Genomic DNA, 15,796 nt, shown 5'->3' with positions numbered 1-15,796 from the left:
GGCTCTCCTCAAAAGCGGCGCGCAGAAAATGGGGTCAGGTCGATGGGTGGAGCCGTGTCATTGACAAGATGCGCCACGAGCTCGGCCGTCCCGGCTGATTGTGTCAGACCCAGGTGACCATGTCCGAACGCATAGAACACGCGGCGGTCCGACGGCGACCGGTCGATAACCGGGAGACTGTCCGGCAGGGACGGACGATACCCCATCCACTGCCGGCCACCGTCACATTTCAGTTCGGGCAGAAAATGGCCGGCCTTGGTCAGCAGCGTCTCCGCGCGCCGGTAATTCGGCGGCAGCGACAAACCGCCGAGTTCGACCGCACCGCCAACACGAATGCCGTCGCCGATGCGCGTGACCACGAAACCATGTCCGGGGAAGGTCAGATGGGTTTTCAGATCAAAAGCCCCTGCACCAAGCGTGGTGTTGTAACCCCGCTCCGTTTCGAGCGGAAAACGGTCACCGATCGTCCCGGCAAGGTGATGCGACCATGCACCGGCGCAAATGATGACCTGACCGGCGCACGCCTCACCCTGCGGACCGGACAGACAGACGGATGTTTCGGTCAGTCCGAGCGAACCGACCTCGGTTCTTATGATCCGCCCCCCGCGCGACAGGTAGGTTTCCGTCAGTGTTTCGAGCCAAAGCGCCGGATCGCAGGTGTTGATCCACCCCGGGGTGAAACCGGCATGAGTGAAGCTTGAGCGGATACCCGGCTGGAATGCGGCAATCGCGCCCGGCGTCGCCAGCAATTCGAAGTCTATGCCGTGTGCCCGGCGAAGGTCCCATGAGGGCAGACTGGCCCGGTACTCACGCTCGCCCTGATAGAGCTGGAGCTGCCCTTCCCTGCGAAAGAGCCGTTCCGTGGCCGTTTCGCGGATCAGACTTTCCAGCGCAGTTTGTGCCGTTCCCATCAGATCCGCCTGGGCTTTCAGGGCCGCTTGATACCGGCCTGATCTGCTGGCGCGCCAGAAACGAAGCAACCAGGGTGCAATCTTCAACGCATAGCGCGGCGGGACCGACAGGGCGCCAAGCGGATCGAGCAGCCATTTCGGTGCCTTGCGCATGATACCGGGCGTGGCCAGCGGCTCGATATCAGTGAAGGCAAAAGCGCCGGCATTCATTTCCGACGCTCTCGGTTTGCCGTCGTGGCGGTCAAGCACGACAACCGAGCGTCCGCTCGATTGCAGTCGGAGCGCAGCCGTGATGCCGATGATCCCGGCTCCGACAACAATGATGTCCTGCAATTCGCTTTTCATCCGCGTTTTCCACGAAGTCCCGCCTGAAGCCGGGCAAAAATCTAAAAGCGTATCCCGGTGCGATAGGGATCTGCCGGATTGAACCTGAGGGTGGCATCCGAAGTGACATATGCCTGACCTGTAATCGTCGGGACAACGGTTGAGCCGGCCCCCTTCCGGTAACCGGCTTTATAGGTGCTGCCGATAACACTTTCCTGGATCCAGTCCTGTCCGGGCGCAAGCAGACCGTCTTCGGCAAGGCAGGCCAGTTTCGCGGAGCACCCCGTGCCGCAGGGCGACCGGTCATAGGCACCACCAGGACACAGGACGAAATTCCGGCTGTCGGCTTCCAGACTGACAGGCGGACCGAAGACTTCGATATGGTCTATCCAGGCGCCGTCCTTGCCCGTGATGTCGTTGTCCTCGAGGGCCTTGCGGATCTTCAGGGTCAGATCCGTCAGGTCCCGGATGTTCTGCGGGACAATGTCGACCGGGCTCTCCTTGACAAGGAAAAACCAGTTACCGCCCCAGGCGACATCACCGGTAACGGCACCAACGCCGTCAACATCGACCGTCACATCCTTCATATGGCGGTAGCTTTCAACGTTGGTGACGGAGACCGTGTTTGCATCATGGAGCAGGATTTCGACCACGCCGACGGGTGTTTCGAATTTGTGCCGGCCAGGTTCGATCCGGCCCAGATAGGCGAGCGTCGCACCAAGGCCGATCGAGGCATGCCCGCACATGCCGAGATTCTGCAGGTTGTTGAAAAAGATGACAGACGCAACGCGGTCGTCCTGTGACGGCGGCAGCAAAAGCGCACCGATGATCGCATCGTGGCCGCGCGGTTCGAGAACGACAGAGGCGCAGAAATCAAGATGATCCGTTTCCAGGCGCGCGGCACGCTCGGCGAGTGGCCCCGGTCCGAGATCCGGTCCGCCTTCGATCACGACCCGTGTCGGCTCGCCCGCCGTGTGACTGTCGATCACGCGCATTCGGCAATCACTCCGTCCTGCCGGGACCAGTCGGCATACCAGGCCTTGAAGAGGGCATACTGCGCCTCGGCGTAGTTGCGCTGCGCATCCGTCAGGGCGTCGGTCTCGTTGAATTGCAGACGGTAGATGTCTTCCCCGTTCAGAACCATTAGGTGCTTGTAATAGAGAACCAGATCGGGACCCTCGTCAAAACTGGACAATACCGCCATGGCGTCTTCCAGTTCCTGAGCGCGCTGGCGCGCCTCGACATGGCCTTCGGCGGCCTTTTGGCACAGGCGAACCAGATGAAGAACTTCCTTGGGAATTGCATTGCCGATGCCGGTGATGGCGCCGGTCGCACCGCAATTGACATATCCATGCAGAACCGCCGTATCGACGCCGACCATCAACGTCACTTCATCGTCCTGGGAGGTGATGTTCTCAGCAGCATAGCGCAGGTCTGCCTTACCCCCGAATTCCTTGAAACCAACGAGATTCGGAAACGCCTTGCGCAGCTCGAAGAAGAGGTCGGCGCGTGTTGCAAAGCCATAATAGGGGCTGTTGTAAATCACCGCTGGAAGCGAGCTGGCCGCAGAAAGAATCGCGCTGAAATGGCTGCGCTGCGCCGCGGCTGAACTGCCGCGCGACAGCACCCTCGGAATAACCATCAGGCCGTGGGCACCGACGTCCGCTCCATGCAGGGCATGCGCGACGGCGGAGGCCGTGTTGATCGCGCCCGTGCCGACGACGACGGGCACGCCCGCCTTCACGAGCCGCTCGACGCCTTCCATCCGTTGGGCATCGTTGAGCAGCGGCCAGTCACCCATCGATCCGCAATAAACGACCGCGGACATGCCGGCGGCAATCAGTTCCTGCCCCTTGGCAACAAGCGCGTCGTAGTCCGGTGTCCGATCGGGCCGGCACGGGGTCATGAGGGCTGGCATCACGCCGGTAAAGACATTCGACGTCATCGATCACTCCTTGGCAAAAATCTGCCACTATCCATGCGCATCGCCTGAGATGACGCGCTTCATAAGTTATTCCGAACGCTCGAGCCACAGGCCTGCATCAACGTGTCTCGAATAGCGCGCTCCTGGCGCATTTTTAGAGCGGAGTCTGCCTCGCCTGTATTCCGTTCGACCCGTCCGTATGCTTTCCTTGACTGCAGATCCCTCACACAAAACGTGACGCCATCGGACACGCTGCTCCACTGGAAAAGACCGCTGTTGGGGATTGATAAATCAGATTGGATCCAATATTCAATATTAAATATCCGAAAAATGACATCGTCCGCGAAATAAGATCCGGCGATACCGGTTAGGGATACGGCATTTGAAACTGACATCGATGGACATTTCCGCCACGGCCTCTGCGTCATCGATCGTTTTCGAAGCGCTGCGCAAGGCCATCATTCAGGGACAGCTTAAAGAGGGTGAACCGCTGCGCCAGGACGAAATCGCCCGGCTTTTCAACACGAGCCGGATCCCGGTCCGCGAGGCGATTTCCCGGCTCGAAGAACAGGGTCTCGTCAAGACCCGACGCTACAAGGGCGCATTCGTTGCCGAGCTCTCGCCAAGGGAGACGGAGGAGATCTTCAATCTGCGGGCGCTCCTTGAACCGGAGATCATCAGGAATGCGGTTCCACGGATGACACCGGCGCAACTCGTGGAGGCGCGCGAAAAATGCGCTGCGTTCTCATCGTCACAGGACCCGATGGCATGGGGCGATCTCAACCGCGACTTTCACGAAACGCTGTACAGTGCGAGCGACCTGACGTTTTTCAAGGAGATTGCGCATAACGCCATCGACCGGGTGGAACGCCAGATTCGTGCCCAACTGGTTATGTCGAACGGCATGGACCGCGCCGACCGGGAGCACAATGCGATCATTGATGCCTGCGAGGCGGGAGACGCGGACCATGCAGCCGATCTGACCCGCTGCCACATCGAAGGCGCCAAGGCGTCGCTTCTGAAACACTTGTCCGCAGTCTGAACGTCACGCTCCAGCGAAAGCTTGACGGAAGAGCATTCATTGATTTATATAGCCATATGGCTATACATTATCAGAACGAGATGGATCGGGCCTTTCATGCGCTCGGAGACGGCACACGGCGCCAGATCATTTCCATGCTCGCCAGAAACGGTGCGCAATCCGCAAATCAGTTGCGAGCACCCTTCGATGTCGCGCAGCCGACGATTTCCAAGCATCTGAAAGTGCTCGAAACAGCCGGTCTTGTCCGCCGCGAAATCACCGGACGCATGCATCTGTTCCATCTGGAAACCGCCCCCCTGCAGCAAACCGAGGACTGGATCGCCAGTCATCGCAGTTTCTGGGAAGGCACACTGCGCCGCCTGGATCAGTTCGTCAGCGCAACGGAGCCGAAGGACGGTCAGACATGACCGCGGCACCCGTTCCCCTGATCGTTCGCCGGACCATCAAGGCGCCGCGCGCGCGCATATTCAGCGCATTCCGGGACGCGGAGACGCTGACGCAGTGGTTTACGCCCGACCCGGGCATCACAGTGGAGGCACTGGAGTTCTCATTTGAACAGGGCGGACGCTTTCGGTTGCGCTACCTGATGCCCGACGGACGAACACCCTGTGTTGCAGGTATGTTCCGCGAAGTAGATCCCTCCCAGTACATCAGCATGTCCTGGGAGTGGCAAGCTCCCGATCCGTTTGAAAATGTTCCCATGACAGTCAGTTTCCGGTTCCTGGATGTTCCCGGCGGCACCGAGGTCGTCGTCGTGCACGAGGGCATTCCGTCGGACCAGGCATGCACCATCCACGCTGAAGGCTGGGAAGCAACGCTGAAGATCCTTGAAACCTTTCTTATCCGGGAGACCCGCTCATGAGAGACATTGCCGCCCTGACATTCGTCACACTGGACGGCGTGATGCAGGCCCCCAGCATGCCGGACGAGGACCGCAGCGGCAGCTTCGATCGAGGTGGATGGGCCGCTCCCTACTGGGAAGGTGTCATGGAGCAGGTGCAGGCCAATGCGATGGCCGAGCCTTACGACATGCTGTTCGGTCGCAAGACTTTCGACCTTTTCGCCGGACACTGGCCGGAGGTCGAGGACAATCCGGTGGCAGACAGGATGAACGCTGCCCGGAAACATGTCGTGACGTCTTCAAACGTCCCCCTCGCCTGGACCAACGCAGCACCGGTGTCAGGAGAGATCGAATCAGAGATCTTGAAGCTGAAGTCGCACGAAGGTCCCCTGCTTCAGGTTCACGGAAGCTGGCAACTGCTCCAGTTCCTGATCAGCCGGAACCTTGTCGACGAGTTCCGGCTCTGGACGTTTCCAGTCGTTGCGGGCTCGGGCAAGCGCCTGTTCGAGCCCGGCAGCGCACGGCAGGATCTGAAACTCATCAGATCTGCGCCCTGTTCCAACGGTGCAATCATGAGCATTTACAGACGCGGCTAGTGCTTTGAGGGAATGCCGCTGAAGTGCGCCCGCCAGCGGCCACAGCGCTCCGCGTCGCGCGCCTCATAGAGCTTCAACGCCTCCCGGGCGGTCATCTCGAATGCTGTTTCAGCATCCTCGCCAAGCGCTGTCAGGCGCATCGTGTACCAGGCCGTCACCGCACCTGCAGGCGGCGCTTCAAAGGCGGGAAATGCAGGGTCTCCAACTGTTCCGTTCAGCCAGTTTTTCGCTAGTCCAGGCTCCAAAACCATGGTGCGCGCCAGACCGACCGCGTCGGCAACACCGGATTCAATCACCGCCGTGGCGGCGGCCCTGGTCTTGTTGCCGCCCGTCAGCATGAGCGGAATGTCGGTGACCGACTTGGCGCGGCGCGCGAAATCCGCGAAGTAGGGCCCGGTAGCCGACACCCCGTCGGAGCTTGCCGGGGCGCCGGGAAAATAGGTGCCGCCGCTGACGTCGATGAGATCGACCGAGGTCCGATCCAACAGGCGCACCACTTCAATCGCCTCTTCCTCGGTAAGCCCCCCTTCCAGTTTGTCGGTGGAATTGATCTTGATGCCGACCGGAAAACCAGGTCCGACGGCCATTCGAACAGCATCAATGACCTCCCCGATCACGCGGAACCGGTTTTGGATTGATCCGCCATAGGCATCCGTCCGTTTGTTGAACAACGGCGACAGGAACTGACTGAACAGGAAGCCGTGTCCAGCATGGATCTGCACTCCACCAAAGCCTGCCTGCCGGGCAAGGGCAGCCGCCCCGGCATAGGTTTCAGGCAAGGTCCGGATATCTTCCGGCGTCATGCCATCGCATTTCAATCCCGCGACATCCAGGGGCGATGGCCCCTTCGGATGGCTGATGGGCGCATGCGCCAGGGCTCCCGCGTGGCCGAGTTGTGGCCAGATCTGCGCGCCGTCAGAAGAACCGCGCTCGGCCAGCCTCCGCAACGCGGTCATATCGCTCAACGGTCCAAGGACAAGATTGCCCGGCTTTTCCGGGAAATGCGGATTTGTCTGCACTTCGCCGATCAGTGACAGGGCTGCCCCGCCCTCCGCCCAGCGCTCGTACAGCCGGACCTGCAGGTCCGTCGGATTGCCCCGTCCGTCGCCAAGAGAATCCGACATCGCCGCCTTGACCATGCGGTTCTTCAACATGACACCGCAGGGCAGGTGCAAGGGCCGTTCGATCCCGCCTCCTGCATGTTTGTTCGCCTCGGTCATTTTCATCCTTCCATCGAAATATTTCGATATAACGTGTTACCAATCGCCGTCCCGGGCTGGCTCTGACGGCATCAGGTTCTCGACAGCTCGTCCTGAACCGCCTTCAGAAAGACCCGAATATTGGTCTCGTTACGCCTGTAGAATGTCCACTGGCCATGCCGCTCGGCGGTGACGAACCCCGCCTTTTTCAGGAGACCCATATAGTTCGAAACGGTCGACTGAGAGAGCCCCGCCTTTTCCTGGATATAGCCCACGCACACACCTTCCAGGCCCGCATGTTCAGGCAACGCAGGCGGAAAATTCGAGCGGTCCTTGAGCCACTCGAGGATTTTTCGCCTGATCGGGTTGTTCAGGGCTGCAATCGCATTGTCCACGTCCATAAATCGAAATATCTCGATATATATCTTCTTGTCAACCCTCGGTGTTCCCCTGACTTCCGATCCGAGTTTTCCAACGCGGAAGAGCGTATCCGAAGAGGCTCCGCGCCGCCGGACACAATCATTTCCTTGAAAAACGAATGTGTTCGTGCCGAACTGTCTGCTCAGGATCGTCTTCACCGGGCATCAAAGACACGCCACAGAGACCCAGACCGAGCCCACCAAACCGAAGGGGCGCATGCAGACCCAAAGCATCAGCACACGCTTCAATCTGACGCTCGCAATCATCGTTGCGATCATAATGCTGTTTTTTGCGGGTGCAGCTGTCCACTTTACCGGTCAACGAAACTCTGAAGCACTTGACGAGAAGCTCGACAACTACATCAGCATTTCCCGGGTCGGGCTTGAAGCTCCGTTGTGGAATTTCGACTATCCGATTGTTGAAGGGTATCTGGAGAGCCTGATCCTCGACAAATCCATCGTTTTCGCCGGTGTAACGTCAACAGACGGGTCCGAAGTTGTTCGGGAAAAGCAAAATAGCGGCGACATCGACTACACCACCATATCCGAGGGCCGTGACTATTCGGTTCGCGAGGGAAAAATCGTCCACGACGGCAACGAGATAGGCGTTATCCGCCTGGTTGCGAGCCGTGAAGCATTGCATGAAGAAATTCTCACCAACACGATTGCTATCGGCGTCGTCACGCTCATCGTTCTGGCGACGATAACGCTCGCATCCGTTTTGATTTCACGACGCCACATCGTCAAACCCCTGGCCGAGCTTCAGAAATCTGCAAGCGCAATTGGAGCCGGCAATCTGGATACGAGCATCAGCCTGTCCGCACAGGATGAAATCGGCCAGCTTGCCGGGTCCTTCTCGCTCATGCGTCAATCAATCAGACAATTGGTAGAGGAGCTTCGCCAGGCCAACGAAACGCTTGAGGCCCGTGTTGTCGAACGCACCAGTGAAGTGACAGCGGCTCGGCAGAAACTCGTCGATGCAATCGGCAGTACGTCGGAGGGCTTTGCCTTTTTCAACGCGGACGACACACTCATCCTGCACAACGAGCAATATCTGAAACTGCTCTACGGAGACACCAGGGTTGAAATCAAGCCTGGCATGTCATTCGAGGAGATCCTGCGCCTCGGGATCAAGGATGAGCTTATCGATGTCGAGACCGGTGATCCTGAAGACTTCATCAAAAGGCGTTTGGAGCAGCACCGAAATCCGACCTCATCGATCCTTCAGAAACGCGGAAAAGGCAAGTGGATACAGATCAGCGAGACCAAAACCAGCGACGGAGGCACTGTCGCGGTTTTCAGTGACGTTTCGGAACTCAAACTCCGGGAAACCGAACTGACCGAAAAAACCGTGATGCTCGAAAACCTGTCGAGCCAACTCGCAAAGTATCTCTCGCCGCAAATTTATGCGTCGATCTTTGAAGGCACCAACGAAGTCAAGCTGGCTGCAAACCGGAAAAAGCTCACCGTGTTTTTCTCCGACATCGAAGGCTTCACGGAAACGGCCGAGCGCATGGAGTCGGAGGAACTGACGGGCCTTTTGAACAACTATCTCACTGAAATGTCCAAGATCGCGATCGAACATGGTGCAACGATCGACAAGTATGTCGGTGACGCCATCGTGATATTCTTCGGCGATCCGGAAAGCAGGGGGATCAGGGAAGACGCCCTTGCTTGCGCGCGCATGGCAATTGCGATGTCCGAACGGATGACGGAACTGCAGGATCAATGGAAGAAGGCGGGTATCCTCGAACCGCTCAGATGCAGGATCGGCATTCACACCGACTATTGCACGGTCGGAAACTTCGGCAGTGAGAGCCGCATGGATTACACGATCATAGGCCGTGGTGTGAATACAGCCTCAAGACTGGAGTCTGCGGCCGAGCCTGGCCAGATTCTCGTTTCCTATGCGACACACGCCCACATTTGCGACGAAATCCTGTGTGCACCGCGTGGCAAGATAGAGGTCAAGGGAATTCCATATCCGATCGAGGTGTTCGAAATTGCCACGTCCAGGACTTCGGCACTTCAGGCGGAAATCGACGGGTCCGCCCCGGACAGACTCACTCTGGATATGGAAGCTCTTTCTGGCAAAGAACGCGAAAAGTTTGCGGGATTGCTCGAGACACTGCTTTCGGATCTCAAGAACGGCACCAGAGGTGGCAAGCCGGAATAAGCCGGTCAGTTCATCACAACGCCGGCCTCAACCCCATATTTCAGTTTCAATTCGTTTATCGCATCCGCTTCATTGACAAGGAACTGGTTGAATTCCGCGATAAGCTCAGGATGGTTCGTAGATGAAAGCAACCGCGCGCTTCTCACGTGCGGCAAGGATTGATCGAATGCCAGCGCCGCAGGTTGCCCGACCACGTTCTTGAGGTAGTAGTTGCTGGTCGCGACGTTGGAATAGGCCCCGTCGATGCGTCCCGCGATGGCCTGCTTCAGGAGGCCGGAATACGAGTTGTTCTCAAACAGGCTGACCTGTCCGCTCTCAATTTGCTCTTGAAAGCCGATTGGAGTCCAGCCCGCGACGAGGCCCAGTTTCTTGATCGCCCCTGTCCCTGCGCCCAACTTGTCCGGCCTCACCAGCACACCATTGACGTAGGTCACGACCGGATCGCTGTAGTGGATTTCCTTGTCTTTCTTGATATGGAGCGCCCATTTGTCGTTGTCCGGGTATTTCAGATCACCCACGCCGTTTACAAACTCATGAAACAGGCGCTTCACCGGAAAGGCCTTGTAGACAAAGGTGTACCCGTTCCGCTCCGCAAAGAGGTCGAGAAGCTCCCGGTTGAACCCGCCGTAAGTGCCGTCCTGATAGGTAGAATAGGGTGGCAGTTCCTCATAGTCCTGAACCACGACGGTATAGGTTTTCTGATCCGCAAACGCCGGGGATGACATCAGAAGCAGCAGCACTCCGATAAACCGGCAAAACAAACGTCCCGTGAAATCCATCTTTTCGAACTCCTTGGTAAGCAAGGATTGTCTAAAAATTCTATTGCCCGCGAAGAAATATGCGAGAAAACCGTACTCGATCTTCATTTCAACTAACTATAAACAGCGTATACGTCGCATGACAACGGAAGAAGCAAGATCGTGCGGACGGCGATTCTATCCGATTAACGTCGTTCCGCAGCCAGTTATCGCATTTGCGTCGCGCTGAAGGGCTTTTATATGCGCAAGCATCTCCTGCACCTTCTCGGTTCGATGCAGATCAACATGCGTTACCAGCCAAAGCGGGACGGCCCAATCCTCGTTGTCTGGAAAAATGGCCCGAAGACTGTCTCTGCCTTCCGCATCGAACGCGCTCAAAACCCCGAGCCCCAGTCCTGCAAGAACGGCTTCCCGAACGACGAGAGGATCGTTGGCAGCAACAGCCACCTTCAGATCCGCGATCTCGTCGAAAATCCAGGACCATATTGCGAGGCGGCTTTCATTGGCCGCCGGCATGACGAACTCATGGAATGCCAGGTCTGCCAGATCGCTTGGCTTGCCTTTTCGAGATAGATAACTGGTATGAGCGTAGAGGTTCAGCCCGACGCGCCCAAAGGACTGGACGACATAGTCGGGATGCTCCGGTTTCGCTCCTGCTCGCAGCGCGATGTGTGCTTCGCCATATTCGAGACGTTGCAGGTTTTCGGTTGACATGAGCGTCACCTGGCAATTCGGGTTCGCCAACCGAAAGGCCGCGATCGGTTCCATCAGCACGCTCGCAATCGGCAGAAGCGACGTGATCTTGATTTCGCCCTCGACGCGACCATCACGTCCCCTCGCACGATCAACCAGGTCTTCAAGGAGTTCGTCCGTCTTTTGCGCGGCCTTGAGGAGGTCTTCGCCGAGTTCGGTCAGCGTGTAGCCTTTCGGATTGCGGATGAAAATCTTTGCGCCCAACTCCTCTTCAAGAGCATCGATGTGACGATTGACGGTGGCTCTGTGCGCACCCAGGGCGCGCGCCGCGGCGCTTACCGTACCAAGCTTGGCGACGTGATAGGCCGTCCGAAGTTCGGTCCATTTCTCCATGTTATACCTGCTAAATTTTCGCGCATTTAGCGCGCTTTTCCGCGCATTGAATTGCAACGATGCAGCATACAATTTGGAGCAAGACAACGGCAAACCCTATCTGGAATTGGATATGACCTACCTTTCTCTTGGACTGCGCGCGCTCCTTACGCTCGTATTCGTAACCGCCGGCGGCGCGAAGCTTGTCGGTGTTCCGATGATGGTCGAGGGCTTCGACGCCATCGGATTCGGTCAGTGGTTGCGATACTTCACTGGTCTGATCGAAGTTGGCGGCGCGGCACTTTTATGGTGGCCGAACCGGCAGGCTGCCGGCGCTTCAGTTCTTGGCGGAACAATGGTCGGCGCTGTCATGACGCACTGGTTCATAACAGGCCCGTCGGCGGTTCCTGCGATCGTGCTCGGACTGCTTTGCGCGACAGTCCTTTACTTGCATCGTGATCAGGTCACGGCACTCCTGGGGCATGATCGGGCGTCCTAGTCGACCGGGCACGAAAGTTGACCGACTTTCGCGATGGGCCCACCTTGGGCGTGCGCCCGGTCTTTGAATAGCCATCGCTTCAATTCGCCCCGCGCCATTGCGCTTGTTCCTGTTGAGGGTCTATCAAGACCAGAAAGCAACCAACGGGAGATCCAAGATGGCGCGAACGGCAACCCTATCCGATTACTGGCGATCATCAGCCAGTTATCGCGTTCGCATCGCGCTGAACCTGCTGGGAATTCCGGCCACACTCAAACCGGTCAACCTGCTGAGCGGAGGTCACCGCTCCGAAGGATATCTGGCGCAGAACCCGCAAGGGCTTCTGCCGACGCTCGAGATCGACGGCAAAGTTCTGACCCAGTCCCTCGCCATTATCGAATACCTGCATTCAACCACCGATGGATCTTCGCTGCTGCCCGACGAAATCGACGGTGCGTACCGCGTACGCCAGCTCTCCTATGCAATTGCCATGGAGATCCACCCGGTTTGCAACCTCAGTGTCGCTCAGCATGTTCTGGACCTGACCGGCGGCGGCAATGACACCAGAGCGGAGTGGATGCGGCACTTCATTCAAAAAGGTCTCGCTGCCTTCGAGGAATTGCTACGAAACTCGGACGGTCCGTTCTGTTTCGGCGTGCAGCCGACCATGGCGGACTGTTGCCTGATCCCTCAAATCTACAACGCCGATCGCTGGGGAGCCGACGTTTCCGCATTTGCCAGAATACGTGAAGCCGCAGACGCGGCACAGGATCTGAAAGCCTTTCAGGACGCACACCCCGACGCGGTCGGCGCGCCGGCGGCCGAGTAGTCAGGCGTAAGCTCGCAGCGGAAGACCGGAGCGCCCCAAGCCAAATTAGAGGATAGTCCAACCTATGAATTTCCGGCAATTGGAGGCATTCCGAGCGGTCCGCGACACGGGTTCGACGACAATGGCTGCCGACCGGATCGGTGTCACACAGTCAACGGCGAGCCGCCTGATCCTGCAGTTGGAAGAAGACATCGGTTATCAGCTCTTCGACCGGCAGGGCGCCGGGCTGACGCTGACCCCGGAAGGGCTCGATTTTTCGGAAATCGCCGAGCGTATTCTGGCCGAGATCGAGCGCATCAACCTGATGTCGCGAAACATCCGGCAACTCAGCACCCGGACCGTGCGTATCGCGGCCATGCCTGCGATCGGCACCTGTATGACCCCCGAACCGCTCAGACGTTTTCTCGACGAGAATCCGAATGTGCATCTCAAGGTAGACTTGAAACCAAGATCGGAAGTGCAATCGCTTGTCGTCAACGGAAAATGCGATCTCGGGCTGGTGACCTTGCCGCTGTCGGATGACGGTCTGCATATCGAGCCGCTTTGCCAAGAGGAGACGGTCTGCGTCCTGCCGCCCGGACACCGCCTCGAAGAAAGAGACACCGTGTCCTTTGAGGACCTGTCCAGCGAGCGCCTGATCAGCATCGCCACGCACACGATCCTCCGCTATCGCCTGGAAGAAGCGCTCAGCAGTGCAGGCGTGCGGCTCGGGTCTGTCTGCGAAACGGATTCAACGGTGCTCGTTGCCAATCTCGTCGCGGCGAATGCCGGGGTTGCCATCATTCACAAAGTGGTGGCCGATATGCTCAAGGACCGCCTTGTCATTCGCCCGCTCACGACCCCGATCCAACTGTCTTACGGCATTATTCAACGCAGAGGCAGTTCGCCCCGGGTCCTGACGGAGCGGCTGATTGCATGTCTGAAGGATTCGTTTTCTGAATGACTGCTTTCGTTGGGCTTCAAACCCGCCTCGATGAAATCTGCCGTCACGCAAGCGCGCAGCGCGAACCGGGACCTGCTGCCGGCACATTGAGTTTTGAGCCAGGGCCCCGGTTACCGGGTCTTCGCCTCGTTCATCCTGGAAGGCACCGAATGATGCCAAGCTCGGGAAACAAGGGACTTTGCTTACGCCATGATCGAGCTCTGGTTGGCATCATTCAATGGCAGGTGAACCGGTTCGCCTCGCTCGGCCGACAGATCCGCCGCGATATAGACTTCCATGACCTGACGCGCCTGATCGGCCGTTACCAGAACCGGCTTGTCCCGGGCGCAGGCATCTATGAAATGATCCGTCTCCGGCGCCATCGGTCCGGCATAGGCATGCCCGACAAATTCACCCGGCATGGATGACATCGGAAACTGGATGCCATTGTCTTCGGTGTTCAACACCACATCCTTGTGGCTGTCATCGACCATGAGCGCGCCCTTGGTCCCGACCATCTCCAGCGTTGTGCTGGAATAATTGGGATAGCCGAGAGGCAGGATCCAGCCGGCACCGATGGTGAAGGCGATGCCGTTGTCCATCGTCACGATGATCCAGGTACAGTCCGGCGCGTCGACACCTTTGCCCTTCATGTAGCGATAGACGTTCTGCGCATAGACTTTCACCGGTTTGGCCGGCTCCAGGCACCACAAGACAAAGTCGAGATCATGGGTCGCTTCCATTGCGGCCGGCGACAGTTTGGTCCGGCCCGAAATCTTGTTGCCGAGGCCGCGCGTGATGTGGCGGCTGACCAGAGCGGAGACCGGATCGCCCAGTGTGCCGTTCAAAAGGCTCTCGCGAATATAGGCATATTTGTAGTTGAAACGCTGCGAATAGCCGATCGTGAATTTGACCCCGTTTTCCTTCGAAAGAGCCACAAGCTCATCGGCCTCTGCAAGCGTGATCGCAATGGGTTTTTCCAGGAAGACATGTTTGCGGGCCTGAAGAGCGGCTTTCGCCATGGGGTAATGTGTATCCTCAGGCGTTGCGGAAATGATCACCGAGGAGATATTGCCGTTTTCGATGATTTCCTGGTAGGTGTCCGTCGCCGTTGCCGGCGCATACCGGTCTTTCATTTCCTGAAGGCGTTCGCCGCGGGTCTCGGCAATATGGATCGCTGCAACTTGAGGGTTTCGGGCCGCAGCCTCGATGCGAATGCCACCGCACCAGCCCGCTCCGACAACACCCAGTTCGATCTGTTCCATAATCCTCGCTCCCCTGATGGCGGAGCCGCCGCAAGACAGGCCCCTTCTCTTGTTGAAAGCATGTTGGGCAAACGGATCTGACGGGTAAAATTCTGATTCTGCGTTGCCTTATTCAAACTCCGCATCGCGCCGCTTTTCGCGTCGAGGCAATGGTTCTCGTCAGTTCATCCTGCAGGATTTCGCAAAAGGCTTGCGCAGCGCCGTTGAGCGGTTTTGCCGCCGGTTCGATGCGGCTGTAGCTCACCGACAACTCCGGCCCGACGATCGGGTGTAGCCGGCGGCGCTGCCCGTCAATATCGGCTGCGCACATGATCCCGGGAAGGATCGTATGCCAGTCTGAACGGGCGACAAGATCGATCGTGCCGAACATCGCATCAAGCTCCAGGACATCCTCCACCTTGATGTGGTGATCCGCGAAATAGCGGTCGATACGGCGCCGACGGGAGTTGGCGGGGCTCGGAAGCACGTAGCGCAACGGCCAGTGTTCCTTCAGGTCGACAGGCCGAAGATGCGTATCGCCTGGCGCTCCCACCAGAAACTCGTTGTCGGTCCCCATGGGCTCTGCCCGAATGTTCTCATGTCCTTCGAAGGCCGGAACAATTGCAAAATCAAGTTCTTCACGCCCAACCGCTTCGATCAGCTGAAACGAATAGGCCTCCACCATGGACAGGCGGACCATCGGATAGGAGTTGGTGAACCGCAACATCGCCTCGGAAAGGACGCTTCGCGTTAGCGTAGGAATCAGGCCGACCCGCACCTGGCCGGTCAGGGTTCCCGACGCGCGCTTGAGCGTCTCATCCGCGTCGGCAGCCGCACGCAGCACGTCAATCGCCTTCGAGTAGAACAGCCTGCCGGTCTCCGTCGGGCTGACGCCCGTAGACTTTCGGATCAGCAATTGCACGCCGTAGCGGTCCTCAAGCTCTCGAACCTGCATCGAGATGCCTGATTGTGTTGCGTGTACCCGGTTGGCCGCAGCCGAAAAAGAACCTTCCTCGTAGACGGCAACGAAGAATCTGAGTTGTTGGAGCTTCATCCCTGGCCATCACT

General features: G+C 58.2%; 17 protein-coding genes. 8 read left to right on the top strand and 9 right to left on the bottom strand.

What is annotated here, in order from left to right:
• Positions 1-8 precede the first annotated feature (8 nt).
• From RDA78_RS10395 to RDA78_RS10385, 3 genes are read right to left on the bottom strand one after another with little or no spacing between them, the layout of a single operon-like run.
• The gene (locus RDA78_RS10395; RefSeq protein WP_434055243.1) at positions 9-1,256 is read right to left on the bottom strand and encodes an FAD-dependent oxidoreductase; all 1,248 of its coding nucleotides are present in this window, start codon (positions 1,254-1,256) and stop codon (positions 9-11) included.
• 41 nt (positions 1,257-1,297) lie between these two features.
• Entirely contained in the window at positions 1,298-2,230 is a 933-nt protein-coding gene (locus RDA78_RS10390; RefSeq protein ID WP_434055242.1) for a proline racemase family protein, read from the bottom strand.
• Positions 2,221-3,180 (bottom strand): dihydrodipicolinate synthase family protein, encoded by a 960-nt coding sequence (locus RDA78_RS10385; protein ID WP_434055241.1) that lies wholly within the window; start codon positions 3,178-3,180, stop codon positions 2,221-2,223. The genes RDA78_RS10390 and RDA78_RS10385 overlap by 10 nt, the downstream gene beginning before the upstream one ends.
• Positions 3,181-3,541: 361 nt before the next feature.
• Between RDA78_RS10385 and RDA78_RS10380 the strand changes: the two genes are divergently transcribed.
• The 4 genes from RDA78_RS10380 to RDA78_RS10365 all read left to right on the top strand — a co-directional run bounded on the left by RDA78_RS10380 (position 3,542) and on the right by RDA78_RS10365 (position 5,638).
• Complete coding sequence (locus RDA78_RS10380; protein ID WP_434055240.1) at positions 3,542-4,201, top strand: GntR family transcriptional regulator; 660 nt, start codon at positions 3,542-3,544, stop codon at positions 4,199-4,201.
• 80 nt (positions 4,202-4,281) lie between these two features.
• Positions 4,282-4,608: an ArsR/SmtB family transcription factor gene (locus RDA78_RS10375; protein ID WP_434055239.1), complete on the top strand. Its 327-nt coding sequence runs from the start codon at positions 4,282-4,284 to the stop codon at positions 4,606-4,608.
• Positions 4,605-5,063, top strand: a complete 459-nt coding sequence (locus RDA78_RS10370; RefSeq protein WP_434055238.1) for an SRPBCC family protein — start codon at positions 4,605-4,607, stop codon at positions 5,061-5,063. The genes RDA78_RS10375 and RDA78_RS10370 overlap by 4 nt, the downstream gene beginning before the upstream one ends.
• Entirely contained in the window at positions 5,060-5,638 is a 579-nt protein-coding gene (locus RDA78_RS10365) for a dihydrofolate reductase family protein (protein ID WP_434055237.1), read from the top strand. The genes RDA78_RS10370 and RDA78_RS10365 overlap by 4 nt, the downstream gene beginning before the upstream one ends.
• On the opposite strand, the gene RDA78_RS10360 is transcribed toward RDA78_RS10365, so the two are convergent.
• Entirely contained in the window at positions 5,635-6,858 is a 1,224-nt protein-coding gene (locus tag RDA78_RS10360) for an oxidoreductase (protein WP_434055236.1), read from the bottom strand. The two genes, RDA78_RS10365 and RDA78_RS10360, sit on opposite strands and share 4 nt — an antisense overlap.
• A gap of 71 nt (positions 6,859-6,929) precedes the next feature.
• Entirely contained in the window at positions 6,930-7,238 is a 309-nt protein-coding gene (locus RDA78_RS10355) for an ArsR/SmtB family transcription factor (protein ID WP_434055235.1), read from the bottom strand.
• A gap of 235 nt (positions 7,239-7,473) precedes the next feature.
• Between RDA78_RS10355 and RDA78_RS10350 the strand changes: the two genes are divergently transcribed.
• Positions 7,474-9,432: an adenylate/guanylate cyclase domain-containing protein gene (locus tag RDA78_RS10350; protein ID WP_434055234.1), complete on the top strand. Its 1,959-nt coding sequence runs from the start codon at positions 7,474-7,476 to the stop codon at positions 9,430-9,432.
• Positions 9,433-9,437: 5 nt separating this feature from the next.
• On the opposite strand, the gene RDA78_RS10345 is transcribed toward RDA78_RS10350, so the two are convergent.
• On the bottom strand, positions 9,438-10,211 hold the full coding sequence (locus RDA78_RS10345; protein ID WP_434055233.1) for a substrate-binding periplasmic protein: 774 nt from the start codon (positions 10,209-10,211) through the stop codon (positions 9,438-9,440).
• A 156-nt stretch (positions 10,212-10,367) separates the two neighbouring features.
• Positions 10,368-11,276 carry a LysR family transcriptional regulator gene (locus RDA78_RS10340; protein WP_434055232.1) on the bottom strand — a complete coding sequence of 303 codons (909 nt, stop codon included), beginning with the start codon at positions 11,274-11,276 and terminating at the stop codon, positions 10,368-10,370.
• Positions 11,277-11,388: 112 nt separating this feature from the next.
• Here RDA78_RS10340 and RDA78_RS10335 point away from each other — a divergent pair, with 112 nt between their 5' ends.
• From RDA78_RS10335 to RDA78_RS10325, 3 genes are all read left to right on the top strand, one after another.
• The gene (locus tag RDA78_RS10335; protein ID WP_434055231.1) at positions 11,389-11,754 is read left to right on the top strand and encodes a DoxX family protein; all 366 of its coding nucleotides are present in this window, start codon (positions 11,389-11,391) and stop codon (positions 11,752-11,754) included.
• Positions 11,755-11,911: 157 nt separating this feature from the next.
• Positions 11,912-12,562 (top strand): maleylacetoacetate isomerase, encoded by a 651-nt coding sequence (maiA, locus tag RDA78_RS10330; protein WP_434055230.1) that lies wholly within the window; start codon positions 11,912-11,914, stop codon positions 12,560-12,562.
• Between the two features lie 64 nt (positions 12,563-12,626).
• Positions 12,627-13,505 (top strand): LysR family transcriptional regulator, encoded by an 879-nt coding sequence (locus tag RDA78_RS10325; RefSeq protein ID WP_434055229.1) that lies wholly within the window; start codon positions 12,627-12,629, stop codon positions 13,503-13,505.
• Positions 13,506-13,687: 182 nt separating this feature from the next.
• Here RDA78_RS10325 and RDA78_RS10320 read toward each other — a convergent pair whose 3' ends face one another.
• Both RDA78_RS10320 and RDA78_RS10315 read right to left on the bottom strand, forming a co-directional pair.
• On the bottom strand, positions 13,688-14,749 hold the full coding sequence (locus RDA78_RS10320) for a Gfo/Idh/MocA family protein (RefSeq protein ID WP_434055228.1): 1,062 nt from the start codon (positions 14,747-14,749) through the stop codon (positions 13,688-13,690).
• Positions 14,750-14,861: 112 nt separating this feature from the next.
• Entirely contained in the window at positions 14,862-15,782 is a 921-nt protein-coding gene (locus RDA78_RS10315; protein WP_434055227.1) for a LysR family transcriptional regulator, read from the bottom strand.
• Between the last annotated feature and the right edge of the window lie 14 nt (positions 15,783-15,796).

Origin of the sequence: Roseibium sp. (assembly GCF_051016195.1) — a bacterium.
Lineage (GTDB): Bacteria > Pseudomonadota > Alphaproteobacteria > Rhizobiales > Stappiaceae > Roseibium.
Note: the sequence above shows the minus strand (reverse complement) of the source record. Positions and strands in the feature narration are given on the sequence as shown.